20 protein-coding genes, 1 tRNA gene and 1 pseudogene are annotated in these 23,658 nt (G+C 67.7%); 13 read left to right on the forward strand and 9 right to left on the reverse strand.

Annotated elements, in window-relative coordinates; genetic code table 11:
- Positions 1-123: 123 nt before the first annotated feature.
- The 4 genes from MSZK_RS10520 to MSZK_RS10535 form a co-directional block, all read right to left on the reverse strand.
- A complete protein-coding gene (locus MSZK_RS10520; protein ID WP_199203284.1) occupies positions 124-2,214 on the reverse strand; it encodes an Ig-like domain-containing protein in 2,091 nt (696 codons plus the stop codon).
- A gap of 90 nt (positions 2,215-2,304) precedes the next feature.
- The gene (locus tag MSZK_RS10525; RefSeq protein ID WP_099247494.1) at positions 2,305-3,162 is read right to left on the reverse strand and encodes a DUF559 domain-containing protein; all 858 of its coding nucleotides are present in this window, start codon (positions 3,160-3,162) and stop codon (positions 2,305-2,307) included.
- A 136-nt stretch (positions 3,163-3,298) separates the two neighbouring features.
- Entirely contained in the window at positions 3,299-4,105 is an 807-nt protein-coding gene (locus MSZK_RS10530) for a metalloregulator ArsR/SmtB family transcription factor (RefSeq protein ID WP_099247496.1), read from the reverse strand.
- A 45-nt stretch (positions 4,106-4,150) separates the two neighbouring features.
- Positions 4,151-4,897: an enoyl-CoA hydratase gene (locus MSZK_RS10535; RefSeq protein ID WP_099247498.1), complete on the reverse strand. Its 747-nt coding sequence runs from the start codon at positions 4,895-4,897 to the stop codon at positions 4,151-4,153.
- A 76-nt stretch (positions 4,898-4,973) separates the two neighbouring features.
- Here MSZK_RS10535 and MSZK_RS10540 point away from each other — a divergent pair, with 76 nt between their 5' ends.
- Positions 4,974-8,282, forward strand: a complete 3,309-nt coding sequence (locus tag MSZK_RS10540; protein WP_233211221.1) for a BTAD domain-containing putative transcriptional regulator — start codon at positions 4,974-4,976, stop codon at positions 8,280-8,282.
- Here MSZK_RS10540 and MSZK_RS10545 read toward each other — a convergent pair.
- Positions 8,272-8,922 carry a hemerythrin domain-containing protein gene (locus MSZK_RS10545; protein WP_099247502.1) on the reverse strand — a complete coding sequence of 217 codons (651 nt, stop codon included), beginning with the start codon at positions 8,920-8,922 and terminating at the stop codon, positions 8,272-8,274. The genes MSZK_RS10540 and MSZK_RS10545 overlap by 11 nt on opposite strands.
- A 157-nt stretch (positions 8,923-9,079) precedes the next feature.
- Here MSZK_RS10545 and MSZK_RS10550 point away from each other — a divergent pair, with 157 nt between their 5' ends.
- The 6 genes from MSZK_RS10550 (at position 9,080) to MSZK_RS10575 (ending at position 16,289) form a co-directional block, all read left to right on the forward strand.
- Positions 9,080-9,739 (forward strand): cysteine hydrolase family protein, encoded by a 660-nt coding sequence (locus tag MSZK_RS10550; RefSeq protein ID WP_099247504.1) that lies wholly within the window; start codon positions 9,080-9,082, stop codon positions 9,737-9,739.
- A 3-nt stretch (positions 9,740-9,742) separates the two neighbouring features.
- Positions 9,743-11,290 carry an acyl-CoA synthetase FdrA gene (gene fdrA / locus MSZK_RS10555; RefSeq protein ID WP_099247506.1) on the forward strand — a complete coding sequence of 516 codons (1,548 nt, stop codon included), beginning with the start codon at positions 9,743-9,745 and terminating at the stop codon, positions 11,288-11,290.
- The gene (locus MSZK_RS10560; protein ID WP_099247508.1) at positions 11,287-12,702 is read left to right on the forward strand and encodes a DUF1116 domain-containing protein; all 1,416 of its coding nucleotides are present in this window, start codon (positions 11,287-11,289) and stop codon (positions 12,700-12,702) included. Before fdrA ends, MSZK_RS10560 begins: the two co-directional genes overlap by 4 nt.
- Complete coding sequence (locus MSZK_RS10565; protein WP_199203285.1) at positions 12,699-14,063, forward strand: carbamate kinase; 1,365 nt, start codon at positions 12,699-12,701, stop codon at positions 14,061-14,063. The genes MSZK_RS10560 and MSZK_RS10565 overlap by 4 nt, the downstream gene beginning before the upstream one ends.
- Before the next feature lie 78 nt (positions 14,064-14,141).
- A complete protein-coding gene (locus MSZK_RS10570; RefSeq protein WP_099247510.1) occupies positions 14,142-15,230 on the forward strand; it encodes a diguanylate cyclase in 1,089 nt (362 codons plus the stop codon).
- A gap of 93 nt (positions 15,231-15,323) precedes the next feature.
- Positions 15,324-16,289 (forward strand): squalene cyclase, encoded by a 966-nt coding sequence (locus MSZK_RS10575; protein WP_099247512.1) that lies wholly within the window; start codon positions 15,324-15,326, stop codon positions 16,287-16,289.
- A 25-nt stretch (positions 16,290-16,314) separates the two neighbouring features.
- Here MSZK_RS10575 and MSZK_RS10580 read toward each other — a convergent pair whose 3' ends face one another.
- A complete protein-coding gene (locus tag MSZK_RS10580) occupies positions 16,315-16,800 on the reverse strand; it encodes an AAA family ATPase (RefSeq protein WP_233211222.1) in 486 nt (161 codons plus the stop codon).
- Between the two features lie 377 nt (positions 16,801-17,177).
- Between MSZK_RS10580 and MSZK_RS10585 the strand changes: the two genes are divergently transcribed.
- Positions 17,178-17,903 carry a peptidase E gene (locus tag MSZK_RS10585; protein ID WP_099247514.1) on the forward strand — a complete coding sequence of 242 codons (726 nt, stop codon included), beginning with the start codon at positions 17,178-17,180 and terminating at the stop codon, positions 17,901-17,903.
- A gap of 115 nt (positions 17,904-18,018) precedes the next feature.
- Positions 18,019-18,486, forward strand: coding sequence for a hypothetical protein (locus MSZK_RS10590; RefSeq protein WP_099247516.1), 468 nt, complete (start codon positions 18,019-18,021; stop codon positions 18,484-18,486).
- 46 nt (positions 18,487-18,532) lie between these two features.
- Here MSZK_RS10590 and MSZK_RS10595 read toward each other — a convergent pair whose 3' ends face one another.
- A complete protein-coding gene (locus tag MSZK_RS10595; protein WP_099247518.1) occupies positions 18,533-19,126 on the reverse strand; it encodes a TetR/AcrR family transcriptional regulator in 594 nt (197 codons plus the stop codon).
- 162 nt (positions 19,127-19,288) lie between these two features.
- Here MSZK_RS10595 and MSZK_RS10600 point away from each other — a divergent pair, with 162 nt between their 5' ends.
- The 3 genes from MSZK_RS10600 to MSZK_RS10610 are packed head-to-tail and all read left to right on the forward strand — an operon-like array spanning position 19,289 to position 22,137.
- Positions 19,289-20,497, forward strand: a complete 1,209-nt coding sequence (locus MSZK_RS10600; RefSeq protein ID WP_099247520.1) for a cytochrome P450 — start codon at positions 19,289-19,291, stop codon at positions 20,495-20,497.
- Entirely contained in the window at positions 20,494-20,922 is a 429-nt protein-coding gene (locus tag MSZK_RS10605) for a nuclear transport factor 2 family protein (RefSeq protein WP_099247522.1), read from the forward strand. Before MSZK_RS10600 ends, MSZK_RS10605 begins: the two co-directional genes overlap by 4 nt.
- Before the next feature lie 42 nt (positions 20,923-20,964).
- On the forward strand, positions 20,965-22,137 hold the full coding sequence (locus MSZK_RS10610; protein WP_099247524.1) for a Fic family protein: 1,173 nt from the start codon (positions 20,965-20,967) through the stop codon (positions 22,135-22,137).
- A 493-nt stretch (positions 22,138-22,630) separates the two neighbouring features.
- Here the strand turns inward: MSZK_RS10610 and MSZK_RS10615 are convergent.
- Together MSZK_RS10615 and MSZK_RS10620 are read right to left on the reverse strand one after the other, a co-directional pair.
- A tRNA-Arg gene (locus MSZK_RS10615) sits at positions 22,631-22,704 on the reverse strand.
- A gap of 94 nt (positions 22,705-22,798) precedes the next feature.
- Entirely contained in the window at positions 22,799-23,152 is a 354-nt protein-coding gene (locus tag MSZK_RS10620) for a hypothetical protein (RefSeq protein ID WP_099247526.1), read from the reverse strand.
- A gap of 307 nt (positions 23,153-23,459) precedes the next feature.
- On the opposite strand from MSZK_RS10620, the pseudogene MSZK_RS32900 reads away from it, so the two are divergent.
- Positions 23,460-23,658, forward strand: a pseudogene (locus MSZK_RS32900) (alpha/beta hydrolase); the annotation flags it as partial.

The following is a 23,658-nucleotide window of genomic DNA, read 5'->3' on the forward strand; positions in this document are numbered from 1 at the left end:
GACCTACCGCACCCGCGAACCCAAACCGCCATCATGAGTGTCAGCGATGTCCCAAGACATAAGTGTCAGCGATGTCCCGAGACACCACACGTCGCTGGGCGACGGTTTCCGCGCCCAAATCGCTCAGGCCTGCGGGTAGGGCGTGTAGCGCTTGTTGTATCCCAGCTGCCGGGCGGCGATCTGGGCTGCGCGCTCGTCGGCGCTGACGAACACGGTGCCGGCCGGCAAAACGCCGTCGAGCTCGCTGAGTGGGACCACCTGTGAGCTCACCGTCGGGTCGACGGTGGAGTTCGGATCGAAGTCCTGGAACCGGATCGAGATCGTGCCCTGATTCAGACCACCGGTCGAGACCCAGTTGGCCACACCGGGATCGGTGGGGGAGACCACGATCGTGTACGTCCCGTCGGCGTTGTGGACGGACTGGCTGACGTTAAGGCTGGTCTGCTGGTCCCAGTAGTTGTCGGTGATGGTCCACAGGTTGGTCACCGGAACACTGAAATACCGGGCCTTGCCGGGGTCGATCGTGACGACCAGCGCTTCGTCGTCGGCGAGCTCGAAGTAGCCGACGCTCTGCAACTGGGTGGCCAGGAAGGACGCGTTGTGGTCGGGGTCGGAGAGAACATTCGGTGGTTTCGGCTGGCCCGTGGTGGCGTCTCTGGTGGCGACCGACATGTACTTGTTTTCGCCGCTGATTCCCAGCAGCAGCATGATCACCGCGGCCTCGACCGACTGCAGCAGGCGGGGCGCCGGCAGCGGGGGGATCAGCGACACCAGCGACGTCAACAGCGGACTGCCCGACACCAGCGGGCCGATGCCGGGGATCGCGAAGCCGCCGACCTGACTGAACAGGCTGTTCGGAGGACCGCTGACCCGCAGGATCGACAGGCTCATCGGTTCCTCGGTGTTCCAGTCCGCCAACGTGTTTCGGGTCGTGATCAGGCTAGTTCCCGGTGGCAGGTACAGATGGTTGGTCTGCCCGGGCGCGGTCGGCGTCGAGTCCACCGTGATGGTGAAGCTTCCGTCGGGGCCCAGCACCAGGTCTCTGCCGTTGATGTTGTCCGCGGTCGCGCCGTTCAAACCGGTCAGCACGCTGAAGTTGGTGTCGGCCGGCAGGGAGCCGTCGAACTTCCCGGTGATCACATAGGAGGAGGCGGTGTTCACTCCGACGAAGCGGTAGATGGTGTCGGGGTTGTCGTACCAGATCCGGGACCCGGCGAACGTCTGTAGATACCAACTGTGGGTTGGAGCGACCTGCTGGATGAACTTGGGGGCGTTGGAATTCAGCAGCAGCACTTCCATCGCTGCCTGGTTCGCGTATTCGGTGACGGCCTGGTCCAGCTGGGCCATGTTCGCCGCATCGGGGCCGCCGATCATCGCGAAGTTCTTCTGCGCCGCCAGTCGCCAGCCGATCTTGAGGATCTCCTTGGCCAACCGCATGACCGGAGAATTGGCGAGCTGGGTGGCGACCTGTTCGGCGTCGAGCTGGTCGGTGGTGGACAGCACCGACGTCGGCTCGGCCGTGCCCGGATTCTCCAGCACGGTGACTCTCGTCGTCGCCGTGGAGCCGCCGTTGGGGGCGAAAAACGTTGCGAGCCCGTGCCAGTGGGGTTGGTTGCCGGGTCGGTCGTCGGCGGTCACGGAGAAGGTATCGGTGCCACCGAGCGTGCTGAACTGGGCGTCGGGCTGATAGGTGAAGGTGCCGTCGTCGTGGATGTCGACGCTGCCGTGTTGCGGCGGCTGGGTCACCGTATAGGTGAGCGAGTAGCCGTTGGCTTGTCTGGCGTTCAGCGTGCCGGTGATCACGCCGTCAGCCGCCGCAACGTTCTGGGCGGCGTTGTAGGCGAGGGTGGGCCGGCGGGCGAGGAAGATGTTGCCGACCGTGGCGGCCGGCTGCTGCGCGATCTGGCCGGACGCCCGGCGGGCATAGCCGAGGACATCGGTGAGCGTGGCGGACGTACGGGGCAGCGGTGGCGCGCTGCGTGTTGCGGGCCGGGGTGCTGCGACGCCGGTGCGCTTGACTGCGGAGACGGTGTGACTTCGGGCGGACGCGGGTCGTGCCGAATGCGCCGCTGCGTTCGAGCTGCCCGAGCTGCCGGCGTCGGCAACCGCGACCCCGGGGTTGTTGGCGATCGCCACCCCGACGCCGAGTGCGAAGGCGAGCGCACCGACCCGGCCGACATAGCGGGCGTATCGAGGCGATGTGGCATGGGTCACACGTCGACTCTAGCGACGCGCTATCGCCCAGCGTGCGAGCTTTCGTCGACGAACCGCCCGTTGGCCACCGAGATCTCGCACGTTCGGCGCTCAGACGGGGCAGCCTGCCGAACGTAGCTTCGCGGTGACCCGCGCGACGATCACCTCAGGCCGCCGGAGCATGTCCGCGCTGACCCGGACCACCGACCAGCCCAGCGAATCGAGAATCGCGATTCGGTCGATATCCCAGGACCGCTGCCTGGCATCGGTCCAGTGCTGCACACCGTCGTACTCGACGGCGACCCGCCACGCCCGCCAGCCCATATCCACCCGGATGACGACGTCGCCGTAATCGTCGAAGAATTCGATCTGAGTCTGCGGGGTCGGCAGGCCCGCGCCGATCAACAGCATCCGCAGCCTGGATTCGGGCGGCGATTCGGCACCGCCGTCGGCCAGTGCCAACGTTGCGCGCAGCCGACGGACACCACGCACTCCGGGGTTCGCGTCGGCGACGGCCAGCACATCGGCGACCTTGAGCCGAGTGGCATTCATCAGTGCGTCGACCAGCGGTACCGCATCGTGCAGCGGAAGTCGTCGCCCGATGTCGAACGCGGTGCGCGCAGCGGTGGTGACCCGCATACCCCGCCGAAGGCACACGTCGTCACCGGCGAGCGCATACGAATGCGCCAACAGGCCCCGCGAACCGTGCCGATCGGTACGGACGATCTCGGCCGGGGCGTTCTCGTCCAGCCATTTCGCACCATGGACCGCGGCGGCCGACAGCCCGGCCAGGACCACCTCGGGGCCGGCGAACAGCCACGCCGCCCGGGCTCGTCGCTGCGCGGTCAATTGGACCTCGTTGGCCAGGTAGACGTTGCGGTAGACCGCGCGGTAGCGGGTGCGGAGCCGGTAGTCCGTCACCAGCCCGCTGCGCACGGCCTGACTGCCCAGAAACGGCTGGTCGTCCACATGCACACGGTGGACGAGTCAGCGCTCACTCGTATTCGGTCATCCCCAACCACGCCCAGCGTGCGAGCTTTCGTCGACGAATCGGCCCTCCACCACCGAGATCTCGCACGCTCGACGGTCTGAAAAAAGCGGGCAGCTACCCTCGCTTGGCCATCTGGACGGCGCGGTCCTCGGCGTGGAATTCCCATGGCGGCGTGGGCAGCACGTCGCCGGTTTCCAGCAGCGTCTTGAGGTTCGCGAACACCGTCGGCCAGCCTTGCCCGACCGATTCGCGGTCCTCGGGGGACTGGAAATTCGTGTGCGTCACGGTCAGTTTGACGATGTCGCGATAGGGCTCGATGTCGAACGTGACGATGCTGGTCTCGGCGGTCGGGTCGTCACTGGGCTCGCCGAAGCCGAACACCAGGCGCCGGGGGGCATCGACCTCCATCACGGTGCCGGCCACGTCCACGATGCCGGACCCGTCGGTGCGGACGTGCTCGGCACGGCTGCCGACCTGCCAATCCGACACCTGGGCGTGCCCCCAGAATTTCGCCGTGAGGTCGGCGTCGGTGAGCGCATGCCACACCTGCTCAGCGGTGGCGCGGATATAGGTGGTGTACACGTAGTCGGGAATCTGCTCGGACATGGCGGTTACCTCCGCGCGCTGCTTGATGGTGGCCAGGGCCGCGAGACGCGGCTCTTCGAATTTCCAGATCCAGCGGGTCTGGATGTGGTGGATCGGTACCGGATTCAGGTAGTGCAGTTTGCGCCGGCCGTCGCGCACCGAGATGACCAGATTGGCGGCCTCGAGAATGTCGATGTGCTGGCTGACTGACTGTCGGCGCATGTCGAGCCCGTCGCAGAGTTCGGCGAGTGTCAGGCCGGCGCGTTCGTGGAGCATGTCCAGCAGCCGACGGCGGCCGGGGTCGGCCAGCGCCTTGAACACTGCATCTGCATCCACGACGTCATTATGCAGGTATTTACCTGCCTATTGCAAGGGTTGCGGTCAGCGGCGCTGCGCGGCGGCCAGCCTGGCCCTGAATTCCGGCGACTCGATCGAGGTGGCCTGCGGGCCCAGCTCGATGTCCTTGGCCGCCTCGTGATGGTCGGTGTCCAAGAAGCCGGGGATTGCGGTGGCCCGCATCGACGCCTTGGTGGCCAGCACCACCTCGCGCGGCGCGGCCGCGGGGCCGGCAGCCAGTTCCAGCGCGGCGGCCACCGGATCGTCGGCGACGGTCAGTGCCAGCCCGTGTCGCACCGCGGCCTCGGCATCAAAGCGCATGCCGAACAGCAGGGCGGCGCGGGCGACCTGCGGGCCGACCGCGCGCTGCAGCATCCAGGTGGCGCCGCCGCCGGGATGGATGCCCAGCTTTTGGAACCGCGGGTCGAATAGGGCGTGCGGCCCGGCGATCCGCACGTCGGCGGCCAGCGCCAGGTTCAGTCCGGCGCCGACGGCGGCACCGTTGACCGCGGCGACGGTCGGCAGGGTGCAGCGTCCGACCGCCATGAAGCCGGCATAGATCCGTTCGAGCCCCTCCCGGGCCGCGGCGCCGAGTGCGGACAGGTCCGCTCCGGCGCAGAAGGCCTTTCCCGCGCCGGTGATCACCACGGCGTTGGCCTCCGCTTCGGCGGCTTCGACGGCAGCGCGCAGCTGTTGCGACATCGCATCAGTGACGGCGTTGCGCCGGTCCGGGTCGTTGACGGTGATCAGCGCGACGCGATCGATGACTTGGTAAAGGACCAGGTCAGGCATTCCGAGTCTCCACGATGGGGAGGCTAGCAGTTAGGGTCGGTTCACTATGGCGGCACCGGATCAGCAACCTGTTCGGGTGGCGGTATTGGGGTCCGTCCGGGCCTGGCGGGGGTCGGCTGCGGTGGAACTGGGCGGACCGCGTCAGCGCTCTCTGTTCGCGCGGCTGGTGTTGGCGCAGGGCCGGGTGGTGTCGGTCGACCGGCTCATCGAGGATCTCTGGCAAGGCGAACCTCCGCCGAAGGCGCTGTCCGCGCTGCAGGCCTACGTGTCACATCTGCGCCGGATACTCGAACCCGACCGGGCGCGTCGGGCGCCCGCCGGCATCCTCGTCAGCGCGGCACCGGGTTACCGCATCCAGCTGGCGACCGAATCCGTGGACGCGTGGTGGTTCGACAACCAGGTCCGTGCGGCCCAATCCGAACCCGACCCGCAGCGGCGGGTAGACCTGCTGACCGCGGCGCTCAACCGGTGGGCCGGTGAACCCTACGCCGAGGTTGCCGACGCTGGGTGGGCCTTCGCGGAGATCGCCCGCCTGACCGAATTGCACACAGCCGCAATCGAGTTACGTGCATCGGCTGAGCTCGCGCTCGGTCACCACAGCACGGTCGTCGTCGAGCTGGAGCGGGTCGTCCGTGATCACCCGACCAGGGAGGGTGCGGCCGCCTTGCTGGCCACCGCCCTGTACCGGGCCGGCCGCCAAGCCGCTGCGCTCGAGGTGGTGCGTAACACCCGCATGCATTTATCCGACGAGCTGGGCCTGGAGCCGGGACGTGAGCTGCGCGATCTCGAACATGACATCCTCAACCAGGCCTCACGCATCGAGGTGGGCCGGCCCGCCTCCGTACCTCCGCAGGTCCCTGATCGGCCCGCGAGCGTCGCTGAGCCCACAGTGCCACATGGTCGTTCCCGGGAGCTCGCAGCGATCGACGATGCCGCGCGGGAGGTCTGCTCCGGCGGCAGCCGGATGGTCTGGCTCAGCGGCGAGGCCGGTGCCGGCAAGACCACGGTGACCGCCGCCGCGGCCGTCCGGCTGCGTTTTGCGGGCTGGACGGTCGCCGCGGGCCGGTGTCCCGAAGTGGACGGTGCACCCCCGGGCTGGGCTTGGACGGAGGTGCTGCGGCACTTCGGCGACTTGTGCGCCGCTGCCGAGCCGCGTCACCGACGCGCGCTCGCGCCTCTGCTGCATGACGCCGAATCCGCGGTCGACGACGTTCCCAGCACCTTCTGGACAGCGCAGGCCGTCGTCGATGTGATTGCGCGGTCCGCGGCCAGGCGACCGGTCGCGGTGCTGCTGGACGATCTGCACCGCACCGACGGCCTCACGTTGGAATTGCTGCGCCTGGTGAGTCACGAACTCAAGGACCACCCCGTCCTGGTCGTCGCCACCTACCGCCCTTCGGAATCGGGCACCGAACTGGCCTCGGCGCGTGCGGCTTTGGCGGTCCGCACGGTCGCGCGGCTGGCCGTCGACGGTCTGGACCGTGAGGCGGCCATCGCGCTCGCCGCCGACTGCGGATTGACCGATCTCACCGAGGAGACCTCGCGACTGCTCCACGATCGCACGGGCGGCAACCCGCTGTTCGTGCGGGAACTGGCGCGTCTGATCATGTCCGAGGGTGTCGGTGCCGCGCGGGTCGCGGTACCTGCTGGAGTGGGTGATGTGTTGCGGCGCAGGCTCGCCCGCTTACCCGGAGCCACGGTGACCGCCCTTCGGCAAGCGGCTGTGCTTGGTCGCGAAGTGGACGTCGAGCTGCTGGCAGAGCTCGCCCACCGCGACCCGGAGGAGGTGCTCGACGCTTTGGAACCGGCGGTGCTGGCGGGCCTGCTGGAGGAGCCCGGGCCAGGGCTCGTCCGGTTTGTGCATGCGCTGGTGCGCGACACCCTCTATGAAGACACCTCGGTGCTACGCCGGGCCCGTCTGCACGCAACGGCCCTGGAGCTGTTGTCGTCGCCGGCTCGGTCGACGGAACCGGCTGCCCTTGCCTACCACGCGGTCGCGGCGGCGACGCCGGCCAGCGCGGCTGCCGCCGCGGAACTGGCGATGGCCGCCGGGCGTGACGCCGACCGGGTGGGTGCACCGGTCGAAGGGGCGCGGCAATGGCAGGCGGCGGTCCGGATGCTGATGCTGGCCGAGCGTGCCGAAGCGGGACCGCCCGATGTCGAGCGCATCGTCGAGGCGTATGGCGGTTGGATAGCGGCATCGGCTCGGGTGGGGGATGTCGTCGCGACCCGGACCGCGCTCAAAGAGGCGTTGCCGCTGGCCAGACACTCCGACCAACTCACCGCCCGCCTGCTGGCCGCGTGGAACGCCCCGTTGATCTGGCGGGTGCGGGTCAGCGACACACCCGACACCGAGATCCTCGACCCGCTGCACCGCGTGCTGGCCGGGGAGCTGCCGCCCGATGTGCGTGTGCGCCTGCTCACGACGCTGTTCGCCGAACTCGAAGGGTTCGACCAGCCCGCGGCGCTGGCCGCCAGCGCCGAAGCGCTCACCCTGGCCCGTGCGCTCCACGACCGCGACCCGCACACGCATGGTCGGGCGCTGTGCGCGGCGCTCAATGCGCGCGCGTATGCGGCTCTGGGGCCGGATCTGGCGCATGCGCGCGAGCAGCTGACCGCCGAATTCCTCGCCGCAGCAGAGGCCGCCGCCGCTGTCGATTACCAAGCCGTGGCGCATTGGCTGGCGTTCCTGTCGGCGGCCGGACGTTCCGATTTGGTTGCCGCCCACGACCATGTCGGTCTTGCGGTCGCGCGGGCCGGCACCGGTCAGCTCGCCTCGCTGCTGACCGTGCTGGAAGTGTTCACCGCCCAGCTCACGGTGCTGGCCGGCCGGACCGACGAGGGCGAACGCCGATACGCCGCGGCCGCGCGGGAGCTTGCCGAGCAGGGCACCGCCAACGGCGCCCAGATGGCCCTGGTCGGGCGGTTCACCGCTGGTCTGGACCGGGGAGCCCTGGCGCCCTTGGCTGATGATCTGCTGGCGGTGCACACCCACGTCTCGACCTCGATCGCCGACCCGGCGGTCTTGGCGCTGCTGAGCGCGGGCCGCCGCGACGACGCCGCTCGGATCTGGGCGAATCGGGGGCCTGTCGAGCGGTCGTACTACTGGCTGGCGATGACGACGCTGCGGGCTCATGCGGCGGTCGCGTTGGGTGATCTGGCCGTTGCGGAGCAGTGTGCCGCCGAACTGCAACCGTATTCCGGCCGGATGGCCGGCCTGGACAACGGCAGCCTGCTGGCGGGGCCGGTCGACGACGCGTTGGCCGCGGTCGCCGAGTCATGGGGCAACCACGACGACGCGCAGCGCTACCGGGCCGCCGCAGCCACGCTGAGGACTCGGCTGGCGACGGAGGCGGCCCGGCTGGTCGACCGGATCAGCCGGTAAACACCGCGTCTTCGAATCTGCGGTGCCGCCAGGCCAAGACGCCGAGCACCAGACGAAGCACCGGGCTGACCCCTTTGGCCAGGATTGCGCGCTCGTCTTCGGTGCCGGCGGCCACTGTGCGGGGCCCGTCGAAGGTCAGCCGCCCGGTCCGCTGCGCGGTCTTCTCGACGGTCTGCCACTCGGCTACCGGCACATGCCTGCGGATCACCGGAAAGATGTCGCGTTCCTCCTCGGCAATGTGCTCGGTGAGCAGGTTGTGCAGGTCGGCCAGTTCGGCGGCCAGCAATGCGGCGGTGCGGCGGTCACCACCGGCGACCCGGAATGCGGTCGCCCGGTGCGCAATGGTCTCCAAGCGCGGATCCAGCGCCGCGTGGTCTTCGGTCAGCTCGCTGAGGTCCACGATGTCGCCGGCGCGCGCAGCGATCACCGGCCACAGCACGCTGTCTTCCATCGTGTGGTGGTGGTGAATCGACTCGCAGAGCAATTCGGTATACCGAGCGATCGCGTCGGCCCGTCGAGGCGAGCAGTGCTGCCGGCCAAGGCCGATGTCGGTCACCGCGGCGACGAGTCGTTCGACGTCGGTGAGCATCGCTCGATGGGCCAGGGTGATGCCGAGCAACTCGGGCTGTTGTGTGTGCATGGGACGACCATGCCCGCCGGGACTTGTCAGTCACTTGCAATCGACTTGCGGGGGTCGAGTCGAGATTGTTTACGCCGAGGAAATATTGACCCGCGCGATCGGCTGCCAGTTACGTTTCAATGGATCCGCCCGTTCGGGGAGTCAGAAGGGACCACACATGGCCACGATCAACGCGGAGCCCTTCCCGCTGGACTTCGATGTCGCCAGCACCGCGCTGGTGATCATCGACATGCAGCGGGACTTCGTGTTGCCCGGCGGATTCGGTGAGGCTCTCGGCAACGACACCTCGCTGCTGCTGGCCGCCGTGGACCCGATCGAACGGGTACTGGCTCAGGCGCGCGCGATCGGCATGCTGGTCATCCACACCCGGGAAGGCCACCGTCCCGACCTGACCGACTGCCCGCCGGCCAAGCTGCACCGCGGCGGTAAGACCTTCATCGGGGAGCCCGGGCCGATGGGCCGGATCCTGGTTCGCGGCGAGCAGGGGCACGACATCATCGAGCAGCTGTATCCGATCGACGGCGAGCCGGTGATCGACAAGCCCGGCAAGGGCAGCTTCCACGCCACCGACCTGGGCCAGATCCTGTCCGACCGCGGCATCAAGACTCTGGTGGTGTGCGGGGTCACCACGGAAGTGTGTGTGCACACCACCGTCCGCGAGGCCAACGACCGAGGGTATGAATGTCTGGTGCTCAGTGACTGTGTGGCGTCGTACTTTCCGGAGTTTCAGCGGGTGGCGCTGGAGATGATCAAGGCGCAGGGGGCGATCTTCGGCTGGGTCGCCGACGCCGACGAGTTCATCGCCGCGACGTCCTGACGGATGGCCACCAGTTCGCGGTTGTACCCCAACCTCTACAAGGATTCGGTGTCCTTGATGACGGTGTCGGCGCGGGTGACGTCGATACCGGGCATCGAGGCCGCCTCGGTGGTGATGGCGTCGGCCACCAACGTGGACAACCTCGCGCAGGCCGGTCTCGGAACCTTCGAGGTACGGCCCAACGACCTCGTGGTCGCGGTGGCGGGGGCCGAGGAAGCCTGCGACGAAGCGCTCGCTGTCGCCGACAAGCTGCTGTCGGCAGCGGCCGGTGACGGTGGCGATCACGCCGAGGCGGCGGCACCGGTCACCAGCATTCAGATGGCCGTCGCCAAGGATCCCGCGCTGAACCTGGCGCTGATCTCGGTGCCCGGCGACTACGCCGCCGCCGAGGCGATGAAGGCCCTGCGGCTGGGCCTGGACGTGATGGTGTTCAGCGACAACGTCAGCGTCGAGGCCGAGCTGGCACTCAAGCAGTACGCCCGCCAGGTCGATCTGATGGTCATGGGCCCCGACTGCGGAACCTCGATCGTCAACGGCGTCCCGCTGGGATTCGCGAACGTCGTGCGGCGCGGCCCGATCGGGGTGGTCGGCGCCTCCGGCACCGGCACCCAGGAGGTCACCGTCCGGATCCACCAGGACGGCTCCGGGGTGTCGCAGGCACTGGGCACCGGCGGCCACGATCTGGCCGACGCCATCGGCGGCATCTCGATGCTGCACGGGCTGGCCGCGCTCGATGCCGACCCGGCCACGACCGTCATCGTCCTGGTGTCCAAGCCACCGTCTGATGCGGTGGCCGCGAAAGTGCTTGCCGCAGCCCGGGAGAGCGTCAAGCCGGTGGTCGTCATCTTCCTGGGGGCAGACCCGGATTCCGTCACCGGCGGCGGTGTGTACGGCGCGGCCTACCTCGCGCAGGCCGCCGACATGGCCGTCGCATTGGCCCGCGGTGAGCAGCCCGACTCCGACGGCCTCACGGTCTCGCCCGAGATGCGGAACACCCTGCGGGATCTCGCGGATCGGATGACGCTGGAGCAGCGGTATGTGCGGGGCATCTTCTCCGGTGGCACCTTCTGTTACGAGGCCCAACTGCTGCACCGCGCCCACGGCATCACCGCCCATTCCAACACTCCGGTGGCGGGCAACACCGCACTGGCCGACATCCGAACCAGCACCCAGCACACCATCATCGACATGGGTGACGACGAATTCACCCAGGGCAGACCGCATCCCATGATCGACCCGTCGCAGAAGGACGCGCGCATCCGCGACGAGATCGCCGATCCGTCGACGGCGGTGGTGTTGTTCGACGTGGTGCTCGGCTATGGATCGGCCGACGACCCGACCGCCGAACTCATTTCGATCATCGACGCCGCCCGCGCGGCGGGGACGACGGTGGCGTTCATCGGCTATGTGTGCGGTACCGACTCCGACCCCCAGGACCGCGCCGGGGCAGTCGAGGGACTGACGTCGGCGGGCGTTCTGGTCGCATCGAGCAACGCCGAGGCGGCGTTGTGGTCGGCGATGCTGATCGCCGCGCGGGAAGGGCAGCGGTGAAGAAACTCTTCGACCAGGACCTCAAGGTGGTCAATGTCGGGCTGCAGGGCTTCGCGACGAACATCACCGCGGCCGGCGGTCAGGTCACCAACCTCACCTGGGCGCCGCCCGCGGGTGCCGATCCCGCGCTGGGCTGGGCGCTGGCCGGTCTGGTCGGTGACCCGCGCATCGAAGCGGCCAATCAGGTTGCCTACGAACGTTATCTGGCCGCGCAGCCACGCCTGATCGATCTGGTCCGGGCCGGTGAGGTGATCGCGGGTCTCGGGCCCGGTGAACGGCGCATCCTGCACTCCGGGCCGCCGATCGCCTGGCCGGAGATGTGCGGGCCGCAGCGCGGCGCGATCGCCGGGGCGATCCTCTACGAAGGGTGGGCGCAGGATCTCGAGGCCGCCGAGGCCCTGGCCGAGTCGGGAGCGGTGGCGCTGGAACCGTGCCATGAGCACGGCGCGGTCGGGCCGATGGCGGGCATCATCAGCCCGTCGATGCCGGTGTGGGTGGTGGAGAACACCGCTGCGGGGAACCGGGCCTTCTGCAATCTCAACGAAGGCTTGGGCAAGGTGCTCAGGTTCGGCGCGAACTCACCCGACGTGCTGGACCGGTTGCGGTGGCTGGGCAGCGACTTCTTCGCCACCATGCAGGTCGCGGTGCGCGCACTGGCCGACCCCGATCTCAAACCGCTGATGGCGCAGGCGCTGCACATGGGCGACGAGCTGCACAACCGCAACGCGGCCGCATCCGCGCTGCTGTTCAAACGGCTGACGTTGGCGCTGCTGGGGTCCGACGTGCCCTCCGATGCGGTGCGGCGCGCGCTGGACTTCGTCGCTGGCAACGACCACTTTTTCCTCAACATCTCGATGGCCGCGGCCAAGTCGATGACGGATGCCGCTGCCGGTGTGCCGGGCAGCAGCATGGTCACCGTGATGGCCCGCAACGGGGTGAACTTCGGCATCAAGCTGTCCGGAACCGGCGATCAGTGGTTTCAGGCGCCGGCCAATCCCGTTGACGGACTGTATTTTCCGGGCTACTCGGTAAACGACGCCGCTGCCGACCTCGGCGACTCGGCGATCACCGAGACCAACGGGCTGGGCGGCTTCGCGATGGCCGCCTCGCCGGCGATCGTCCAGTTCGTCGGCGGCACCCCGGCCGACGCCACGGCCAACAGTCGCCGGATGCTGACCATCACGCTCGGTACCAACCCGGCGTTCACGTTGCCGCCGTTGAACTTCGGTGGCACCCCGGCCGGAATCGACGCGCGCCTGGTCGTCGATTCGGGTGTGCTGCCGATCATCAACACCGGCATCGCACACCGGCAGGCCGGTGTCGGGCAGATCGGCGCGGGCATCACCACCGCGCCGATGGAATGTTTCAACGCCGCGCTGGCCGCGCTGGCCTCGGGACTCGGAGAGCAATGAAAACCGCAATCGTCGCGTTCGGTGGCAACGCGCTGGTCACCGATGCCGACCACGACTCGATCCCGCAGCAGTTCGACACGGTTGCCCGCACGGTGTCCCCGCTGATCGACATGGTGGAGCAGGGCTGGAAACTCGTTGTCTCCCATGGCAACGGCCCGCAGGTGGGATTCATCCTGCGCCGTTCCGAACTCGCCAAGGACGAGGTCGATCCGGTCCCGGTCGACTACGCCGTCGCCGACACCCAGGGGGCGATCGGCTACATGTTCGTCAAGGCGCTGCGCAACGAGCTCGCCCGCCGCGGACTGTCCCGGCCAGTGGTGGCGGTGGTGACCCACTCGGTGGTCGACCTCGACGACCCGGCCTTCGACAATCCGACCAAGCCGGTCGGGTCCTTCTTGGACGAGGCGCGGGCCAGGGAGCTGGCCGCCGGTCTGGGCTGGACCATCGCCGAGGATGCCGGGCGCGGCTGGCGGCGCACGGTCGCCTCGCCGCGGCCGCGGACCATCCTGGAGACCGACGTGATCCGGCGGCTGCTCGACGACGGCGTGATCGTCGTCGCGGTGGGCGGCGGCGGCATCCCGGTGGCGCTGGAACCCGACGGCACCGTGGTCGGCGTGGAGGCCGTCGTCGACAAGGACATCGCTTCGGGTCTGCTGGCCCACGAGCTGGGCGCCGACCTGTTGATGATCCCCACCGGCGTGCCGCGGGTGGCCATCGGTTTCGGGACGCCGAGCGAGACGTGGCTGGACACGATCACCGTCGAGCAGGCGCGCGATTACATCGCCTCCGGCCAGTTCGGCAAGGGTTCGATGGAGCCCAAGGTCGAGGCGGTCGCCGATTTCGTCGCCGCGACTCCCGGGGCCGTCGGGGTGATCGGGGCCGCCGAGGAGATCCCGGCGATCCTGGCCGGCACATCGGGAACGCGGATCGTCGGCGATCCCGCCGCGGCACCTGCCACGGACGACACCGGGAGCGGCGCCGTGCGGTTGGCGGTGAACGGCACCCTGATGCGCGGGCTCAAACTGTCGCCGAACATGGCGGCCGCCGGCGCGACATTCCTGCGCGAAGCCGTCACCGAGCCGGTCTACCGGTTGTGGACGATCAACGACGAGCATCCGGCGATGGTCCGGGTCACCGACGGTTCGGGTGTCGGCGTTGCGGTCGAGGTGTGGGAGGTGCCGGCGGCGGGGCTGGCCGGAATCCTGCTGAGTGAGCCGCCGGGGCTGTCGATCGGCAAAGTCCGTCTTGACGACGGGTCGACGGTCCTCGGGGTGCTCGGTGAGCCCGCGCTGGTCGAGGGTCAGCGCGAGATCACCAGCTTCGGCGGGTGGCGCGCGTACACGGCAGCCCAAGGAATCTGACCAGGAGGCTCTAGCCAGGGTTGGTGGTGCCCGATAGCATCCGCCACACACACCGACCACGAGTTCGAGGGCCAATGCATGGGTGAGCGCGAGTTCGCCATCGCGACTGCGGTGCTGCGCGCCACCGGCTTCCTGGGCGCGATCCGCATCTTCATCGGCGCGGCATGTGTCTGTCTCGGGCTGCTGAGCGCACTCGAACAGTTCTCGTCCGTCCAACCGCTCGGACCGCACGGGTTGGCGGCCCGCACCGTCCACCTGTTCCTTCTGGTGTCGGCGTTGGTGATCGGGGTGGCGTGGTTGACGATGCCGTGGCCGAGTCATCGGTACGCCGTCGCCTTCGCCGTGTGGGGCGATATCGCGCTGGCGGCCTCGGCCGCCGTGCTCACTGCACCCGAGGCGCGGCTGTCCGGCACGGTCTATATGTGCCTGATCGGTGTCTTCGCGGCGGTGCTGCTGGGGTATCGGGCGCTGTTCCTGCACTGTGGCTTCGCCACCGCGACGATCGTGGCGTTCACCTGGGTGGGGGTGCGTTACGACCACGCGCACCTGTCTGAGCTGTCGTTGTTCTTCCTGCCGGCACTGGCCACGGTCGTGGTCATGCCGGCGATCGCGGCGATGGTCATCGAGGGCACCCGCCGCGGCCTGAGTGCCACCGCGTACGCGGCCAATCGTGATCCCTTGACCGGGCTGTTGAATCGGCGCGGGCTCTACACCGAGACCGGGCTGACGCTGGCGCGCAGTCCGCGGGGCGCGGTGCTGGCCGCCGTCGTGATCGACCTCGACGGGTTCAAACAGCTCAACGACGACCACGGGCATGGCGCCGGCGACGCCACGCTGCGGTCGGTCGCCAAGCAGCTGACCGATGTGATCCGGGCCCGCGATATCGCCGCGCGCGTCGGCGGTGACGAATTCATCCTCATCGCGGAGATGTCCGACGAACAGGACCTGGACAAGTTCATCGGGCGGGTGCGGGCGTTGACGCTGCGCAACCCGGACGGAGTGGCGTTGCGGTCGAGTGTGGGAATCACCTGGGAGCCCGCGCGCATCGGCTTCGATCTGGACGACGTGCTGCACCGTGCCGACGAGGCGATGTACCGCGCCAAGCGGGTCGGCGGCGGCGCGGTCGTCGTCGCGGAGCCGCAGAGCGCCGGGGAAGCACCGGGCTAACCGAACCACCGCGACAGCGCGCAGGCCAGACCGTCACCGCGCATCACGGGTCCATCATGGCGCTGCGACAGGCTTTTTCACTAGCCTTGTCCCATGACAGGGCCGGTGGCGGACTGGTTGGTGGACTCCGATCCGGCGTTGCGCTGGCAGGTCGAGCGCGATCTGCTGGGGGAGCCGGCCGAGGTGTGGGACGCGACGCGGACGCGGATCGCGTCCGAAGGGTTCGGGGCACGTCTGCTGGCGTTGCAGGACGACGACGGCCAGTGGGCCGGTGGCGCGTTCTTTCCAGCGGACTTCGATTTCGACCACTCGTCGGACCCGGGTCAGCCCTGGACGGCGACGACATGGACGTTGAACACGTTGCGCGAGTGGGGGCTTGACGCATCGGTGTTGCGGGAACGCCGAACCGCCGAGTTGCTCGGCGAGCACAGCCGTTGGGAGTACGACGGCTCGCCGTACTGGTCGGGGGAGGTGGACTGCTGCATCAACGCGTGGACCGTGGCCAACGGGGTGTGGCTCGGCGCTGACGTCACCGGGATCGCCGACTGGTTCCTGGAGCACCAGTTGCCCGACGGCGGATGGAATTGTGAGTGGGTCGAGGGGTCGCGGCGGTCGTCGTTCCACTCGACCCTGAATTCGCTCAAGGGCCTGTTGGCCTACGAGGTTGCCAACCCACGCGTGGCGGAGGTGCGCGCCGCACGCCGGCGTGGGGAGGAGTACCTGCTCGAACGCCACCTTCTTCGCCGGCTGGCGACGAATGAGGTGGTGGGGGATTGGGTGTACGACTTCGGCTATCCGATCCGCTGGTCCTACAGCGCGCTGAACGCGGCCGAGTATTTTCGGACGGCAGCGCTGCACGACGGCACGGATCCCGATCTCCGGATGGCCGAGGCGATCGGCATCGTCCGCGACGCCAGACGCCCCGACGGCACCTGGCTGAACACCGGGCGGCAGCCGGGACGAGTGTGGTTCGAAGTCGATGTTCCTGCGGGTGAGCCGTCGAAATGGTTGACGCTGTACGGGATCCGGGTGCTGGCCTGGTGGGACGCTGCTCGGTAGTCGCCGTCATGGAACCCGCAGGCGCTCAGTGTGTTTCACCGTTCAGGGCGATGTCGACCAGGAGGTCGACGACGTCCGGCAGCGGGCGGGCGGTGTCGATGACGTGCGTGGCGGCCTGACGCAGCAACGGCTCGATGCCGGCGAGGTCCGAGAGGATCCGGGCACGCTCGTCCGGGTGCTTGCCGAACGCATTGTTCGTGCGCCGCTCGAGACGGTCGAGCATGATCTCGGCCGGGGCGGTGAGCAGAACGATGGCATCGAACCGATGGTAGAACCGGCCCTGGTTGGCGACGGTGCCCTGAACGAACAGCGGCGCGGTCCGGGGCCGGTTCAGCAGCTCGTCGATCATCGGCTCTCGCCATAGCGGCTCGCCGTCGACGAGGTGGATCCAGTTGCCGTCGTCGGTGTCGACGGTGGGGTAGCCGCGGCGGGCAAGCGCGTCGAGCGCGGTCGACTTGCCCACGCCGGACATGCCTGTCACCAGCACGGCGGCCGGGCGGGCCGCGCCCACAGGTTCCATCGCATCAGCGTAGACAGGCGGGGTCGTCCCTCGCCGCCGGTGACCAATCGGGTTCGCGGCGTGGTGCGTCACCGTATCGGAAGTGATTTACGCACAGGATATTTGATCGAGTGGCCGGCGCCGCGATCCCGGTGCCGCCGCGCTGGTGGCAGGTTCATCGACCGATTTCAAACGTGCGGGGACAGTGATACTGACCACTGCGGTGTTAGTGAGGCTTCAACATCGGTAATACGCAGCAGTGAGGCCCGCCACGGCTGGGGGATAACGGGGCCGTGGCGGGTCTCCCTTTCTAAACGCTCGTGCCCCCGTGGCAGTTCCCCGGCGTGATATCGCTTGCTGACTCCGCTGCCGCACCTTACGGTCGCCGTATGCCTGCCGACGCGCCGACCATTCTGGCGACCAGCGGAGGAATCGGCGAAGGGCGGCGGACTCGATTTGCGTTTACCGCGTTGACGGAGCTTGCCGTGGATCTCTCGGGGGTGACCGGCCGGCCACCGCGGATGTGCCTGTTGGCCACGGCGATGGGCGATGACAACGCCGTGCTGCACTACCTCACCGAAGCCGCGCAGGCGCGGGGCTTCGCAGTGTCGCACATATCGCTGTTCCCCATGCCCAACGTCGAAGACATCGCCGGGCATCTGCTCGATCAGGACGTCGTGTGGGTGTTCGGCGGGAGCGTCGCCGGATTGCTCGCCATGTGGCGGTTGCACGGTGTCGACAGTGCGCTCCGATCCGCCTGGCAGGCAGGCGTGGTGCTGACCGGTGTCTCGGCGGGGTCCATCTGCTGGCACGTCGGCGGAACAACGGATTCATTCGGACCGCAGCTGCGGCCGGTGACCGATGCGCTCGGCTTCCTGCCTTACGCCAACGGCGTGCACTATGACAGTGAAGAGCAACGCCGCCCGCTACTGCATGAGCTGGTGGGACACGGCGTGTTACCTTCCGCCTACGCCACCGACGATGGTGCAGGGATCCTCTATTTCGGGACAAACTTCGCCGAGGCTGTTTCTGAGAAAGACGGCGCGGCAGCATATTTCGTCGAACGGTCGGGCGACTCGGTGGTCGAGACGCGACTCGACACCAGAAGCGTGTAGGTCCGCACCGCTGCGGGTCTGGGTTTCTCTGAATGCGCGCGGCATCGGTGCGAAAGTGGTGAGCCGTCATCACGCGTGCTCGACGCCGACCGCATGGGCATGCCACGGTGAAGCCATGTCCTGGGACGTTCCTGACCGACTGTGGCGATTTGGCATCGGCGACGATCCGCCCGCCGACCTGCCCGCCGCCTGGGCCGAGGCGGCCGGCGCGGTGACCCGGGACCTACGCTGTCTTCGGCACGGCCGGCCGATCACCTTCGCCGGCGTGTCGTGGTACTTCATGGTCTGCGGCGAAGCGATAGCCGTGAGCTTCGATGCGCCCAGCACCGCCGACGTCAGCCCTTACCGCCGGTGCTTGGGCTATCTACTGGAGACGACGGCGGCGCAGGCGCTGCTGTGGCTGGCAGGCGACGTGCAATACAAGCTGGCCGGCTATGAGTGGGTGCAGTGGCCCATGGCCGGCCAACGCCTGCTCGATCCACGGCTTGTCGATGATCACGCCGTGTGGGTTGAGGTCAGCACCCGCAGCGTCATCGCGCCCATCGGTGAACTCTGCGCAGACCCGCACCAGCCCCACCGGTAGCGGCTCACGATCTCCTTGATCGTGGCCGTCGACACCGCGAGAGCAATCACTGGCGAGTGCTAGCCCGGGCCGTTGCATGTGTGTCGTAGGGCGGTCCGAGGAATCGCCGCACCATGTGTTCCTCGGTGTCGGGGTCTGAGATCGGCCAGCACCAGAGTGCGAGGAACGTGCGGATCAACCATTGTGCGGCAAGGGGATCCGGCGTTGTGAGTCCGACCATCTCGTTGGCGAGGCGGGTGACGACGGGGGAGTTGGTGAGCCATTCCTCGCCGGCGAGTGTGGTCATCGAGCGCATGATGCCGGACAACGGATCGGCCCGCAGACGCTGCAGCGCGACCGTGGTGGCGGTGACGATGCGTTCCGCACCGGTCAGCCCGTCGATGGCTTCGCGGACCGAGGTGAGCACACCTTCGGCTTGCCTGCTCATCACGGCGTCACGGATGACCCCCTTGCCTCCGGCATGGCGGTAGATGGTGGCAGGTGAGCAGTGCACCTTGGCGGCCAGCGCGTCGATGGTGAAGGCGTCGTATCCGTGCCGAGAGATCAGGTCGGCGGCTGCGGCGTAGATGCGATCGGCGGCCACGCTGTGGCGATCCCCGCCGATCAGCCAGTCATCAGTCGTCGGCGACCGCGAATCCATCACCGTGTTTTATCACTGTGAGAAGAAGTGCGGCTGTTTTCCCAGCGAAGGCCCTGGTGGGGTGTGTGGTCTGAGAGAGACGCGGCTGTGCCTGCTTCGAGGGGGTTTTCATCTTCGGTGGACGTCGTTGACCCCGGTGCCGGTGGAGGTCACCCTGACCCCATGACCCTCTTGGCGGACGCCACCGACTTCTTCACTGGCGCCTTGCAGGACCCGTACCCGCTCTATGACCGGATGCGCGAGCACGCGCCGGTGCAACGCATCGGCGATTCCACCTTCTATGCGGTGTGCGGCTGGGACGCAGTGCTGGAGGCGGTGAACCGTGTCGAGGATTTTTCATCCAACCTGACCGCGACGATGGTGTACCGCGACGGCAGCGTCACGCCCTTCGATATGGGCTCGCTGGGCGGCCCGCAGCATGCCCTGGCCACCGCCGACGACCCGTTGCACGACGCACACCGCAAGCTGCTCGTGCCCCACCTGGCAGCCAAGCGGATACGCGTTATCGAGGGGTTCGCCGAAGCGACCGCGATTGAGCTGTGGACTGACGGGGTGATCGACGGGCGCATCGAGTGGATGAGTGCGATGGCGAATCGGCTCCCGATGATGGTGGTGGCCGACCTGCTGGGGCTGCCCCAGGGCGACGTCGACAGGCTGATCCGGCTCGGCTATGCCACCACCACCCTGCTCGACGGTGTTGTGAGCCCGAGCGAGCTCGAAACCGCAGGCATGGCGGCGATGGAGCTGTCCGGTTATGTCATGGAGCATTTTGCGAAGGCGGGGGAGAACCCTGCGCAGGGGCTGATCGGCGACCTGGCAGCCCGGTACGCCTCGGGCGAGGTGGAACATATGCCGGCACTGGCGATCATGCTGACATTGTTCAGCGCTGCCGGTGAATCCACCGCCTCTTTGCTGGGCAGCGCCGTGTGGATCCTGGCCACGCACAACGACATTCAGGAACAGCTCCGCGCACAGCCGGAACTGCTGGGTGCGTTCATCGAAGAGACGCTGCGGTATGAGTCGCCGTTTCGCGGCCACTACCGCCACGTCCTGAGAGACACCACGCTGGCCGGAGTCGACGTGCCCGCCGATTCGCGCCTGCTGCTGATGTGGGGGGCCGCCAACCGCGACCCCCGACAGTTCGACAGACCCGACGAGTTCCGCCTGGACCGCGCAGGAGGGAAGGGACACCTCGCGTTCGGCAGGGGCGCTCACTTCTGCATCGGCGCCGCGCTGGCGCGTCTGGAAGCGCAGATCGTGTTGCGGACGCTGCTGCAACAGACCACCTGGATCGAGGCGGCCGAGGTTGGCCAGTGGCTACCCAGCATCCTGGTCCGCCGACTCGATCGTCTGGAACTGGCCGTCCGATGACCCCGCATGCCGAGCTGGTCGCGTTCTACGAGCTGACGCAGGCCAAGGCCACGTACTGCCGAACACTGGACACCAAGGACTGGAATGGCTTGGCGGCGTTGATGGTCGACGACGTCGAATTCGGGATGAGCGACGGCGAGTCCGAACCGGACATGACGGTCGGACGCAACGAGGTGCTGGCGCTTCTGAAGTCTCTGGTGGCGGGAGCGAAGACCGCTCACCAGGTCCACACCCCGGAGATCGACCTCGCCGGCGACGAGGCACAGGTGATCTGGGCCGTGCAAGACCGTGCCGTATTCGACAACGGCACATCCGTCACCGGCTACGGGCACTACACCGAGCGTTGGGTCCGCCGGGCCGATGAATGGCTGCTCGCGTCGCTTCGACTGAGCCACCTGATCACCGACGTGAAGTCAACCGGGTGATATAACTTCACTTAGTATTAGAACTGAAGTTACGCTGGATCTGTGACTTCACTTCGCCCCATCACCTACGACGACGTTCGCTGGGAGCCGCATGGCGGGCGGCATACGGGTGGGACGCGAGCTCGGTACGGCACCTATCACCCCGCCGTGCCAGCCGAGATTGCAGACTTAGCGCTCGACCTCCCCACACGGGTGTTGGCCGACGCCGAGTCGGCCAGTCGCGAGATCGCACGCTTCGATGCCGAACTTGGCGGTGAGATCGCGCCGTTTGCCGCGGTGTTGCTGCGGTCGGAATCGGCCGCTAGCTCGCAGATCGAAAATTTGACCGCGACAGCGCGCGCGATCGGCGAGGCCGAGCTGCCCGGTGGCAAGGCCAGACGCAACGCAGAGTTGATCGTCGCCAATACCGCTGCGATGAAGGCGGCGGTCGCCCTGTCCGACACCGTGGACGCAGATGCCATCCTGGCGATGCACCGCGCATTGATGATCAACAACCCACGTCATACGCCGGGCGAGTTCCGGACAGAGCCGGTGTGGATCGGCGGTGGCGCCACACCGATCGGTGCGACCTTTGTCGGCCCGCGTCATGAGTTGATCGCTGGGGCGGTCGCCGACTTGATTGCTTTCGCGCAGCGCGCCGATGTTCCTGCGCTGCCGCAGATCGCAGTTGGCCACGCGCAATTCGAGACCATTCACCCCTTCACTGACGGCAACGGCCGCACTGGCCGCGCCCTGGTGCAAGCCCTATTGAGGAATAAAGGCCTGACGCGTCAGGTCACGGTGCCCGTGTCAGCCGGCCTGCTCGCCGACACCGACGCGTACTTCGCCGCGTTGACGAGCTACCGCGACGGTGACGCCGCGCCGATCGTCGATCGCTTCGCACAGGCCACAGTCCTGGCGATTGCCAACGGGCGCCAACTGGTCAGCGAACTTCGCGAGATCAGGGCGAACTGGAACGACGTGATCACGGCGCGGTCCGATTCGGCGGTGTGGAAGGTCGCCGATTTGTTGACCCGCCGCCCAGTCGTGAACGCCGCGCTGCTGGCTCAGGAGCTGGGTATGGAGTCCACCAACGCTCACCGCTACCTCAATCCGCTCACCGACGCGGGAATCCTCATCGAGGCGACCAAGGGACCCCGTAACCGAGTGTGGCGCTCTCCCGAAGTCCTCGCCGCGCTGGATGCTTTCGCCGAACGCGCCGGCCGGCGAGGTTGATGCGCGAGATTGCACCTCGGACATATCTGGTCGGCAGGGGTGGGTATTCGGCTCCGCATCGCCGCCACAACGGACGTTCTACTCGCCGCGGCGGCGGTACTCCTCAGCGATGCATCTCCATTGCAGGCCGGATCGGTCGGCCTCTGCGGAGCCTGCTACCTGCTGCTGCGCCATACTTCGCGAGAGCTTGTGGGCCGACCCGTAGTTGTTGTTGCCCTAGGTTTCACCGTCATTGCCGTATCGACCGCATCTCTGCCGCTTGACTTTCCGTGGCTGCGAGCACTCGCCGCGCGAACCATGTTTGTCGCCTACGTCGTGGCTGTCGGACCGTTTCTCCGAAGCGCCGCTATGACCCGACCTGCTGACCGACTTACGACGACGCGATCCACGCGAGGCGGCTGACCCGGGAGATCGGGAACGAACTGCGCACTAAGAACGACGAATAAACGCCGACAGAGCTTACTCGGTATGGCTAACTACCAACTCTGACCAGCGCCCCCGGCAGGAATCGAACCTGCGACCTAGGGATTAGAAGGCCCTTGCTCTATCCAACTGAGCTACGGAGGCAGCGCGTCGACAGTCTAGCGGGGCAGATTTGCCAGATGAGGCGCATGTAGGCCCCTGTGAATTGAAATCTCGGTGAGCGGAGACCGCGCAACCGTCAGTCGGCGCCGAATCGGTCCTGCAGCGCGACGTGCAGCCGCTGCACTTCCTTGAGCTTCTCCCGCAGCCGCAGCACCGGCTCGGGTGTGCGGTCGGCGCCCCAGCCGGCGTCACGCCGGTGCTCCCACCGGAGCTGGGCGACGGCGATCAGATGCTCCAGCTCGGCGATCTCGGCTTGCATCAACTCGCCGAACACCCTGGCCTGAGCTGCATCGTTGGGATGGCAGGCATGCTGGCTCGAAGGACGCGGAAACCGGCGGCTCAACGGCGCGGACAGGTGCGCGACGGACGTCGGCTCGGTACGAGTGGCCAGGCCACCGGCAGTCACCGCATAGGGATCCTCGAGAAGCATTCACAAATCGTCCTGTGAATCCCTTGGCGTTTCCTGGCGATCCAGGTGATGGACAGCGCACTGCCATTGTCCGTTCACTTTGCCGACGCGACACGCGGACCGCACGAGCTATCTAGCTTGTTTTGCCAATTTCTCGGCTGCTTGGCCTGCGGGGATGCCGCAGGCGTCAGAGCAAAGCCTGAGAGTTTCTTAGATTGGGCGGTTTTTGGGCTATGGTGTGACGACCAGCACACCGCCTGGTCGATGGCCGCACCCGCGGACCGGCAAACGCGTTAGGCGAGCTAAGGACAAGGGAGTCTGACCGCTTATGAGCAGCCCGATCGAGCAGGTCGCCGCGCAATGTACGCGTGCCTTCCACACTGGCTCGCTGCTGTTGCGTGGTTCGCCGGCTGCCGCCGGCTGGGTGCTGGGCTGGCTGTCCGCTGAATTCGCCCCGCACGTGCTCACCGGTCACGCGCTCTCCGCGGTCCCGTCGCCGCTGGAGAAGATCGCCGCCGCGCTGGCCG

The organism is Mycobacterium sp. shizuoka-1 (assembly GCF_002723835.1).
Classification (GTDB): domain Bacteria; phylum Actinomycetota; class Actinomycetes; order Mycobacteriales; family Mycobacteriaceae; genus Mycobacterium.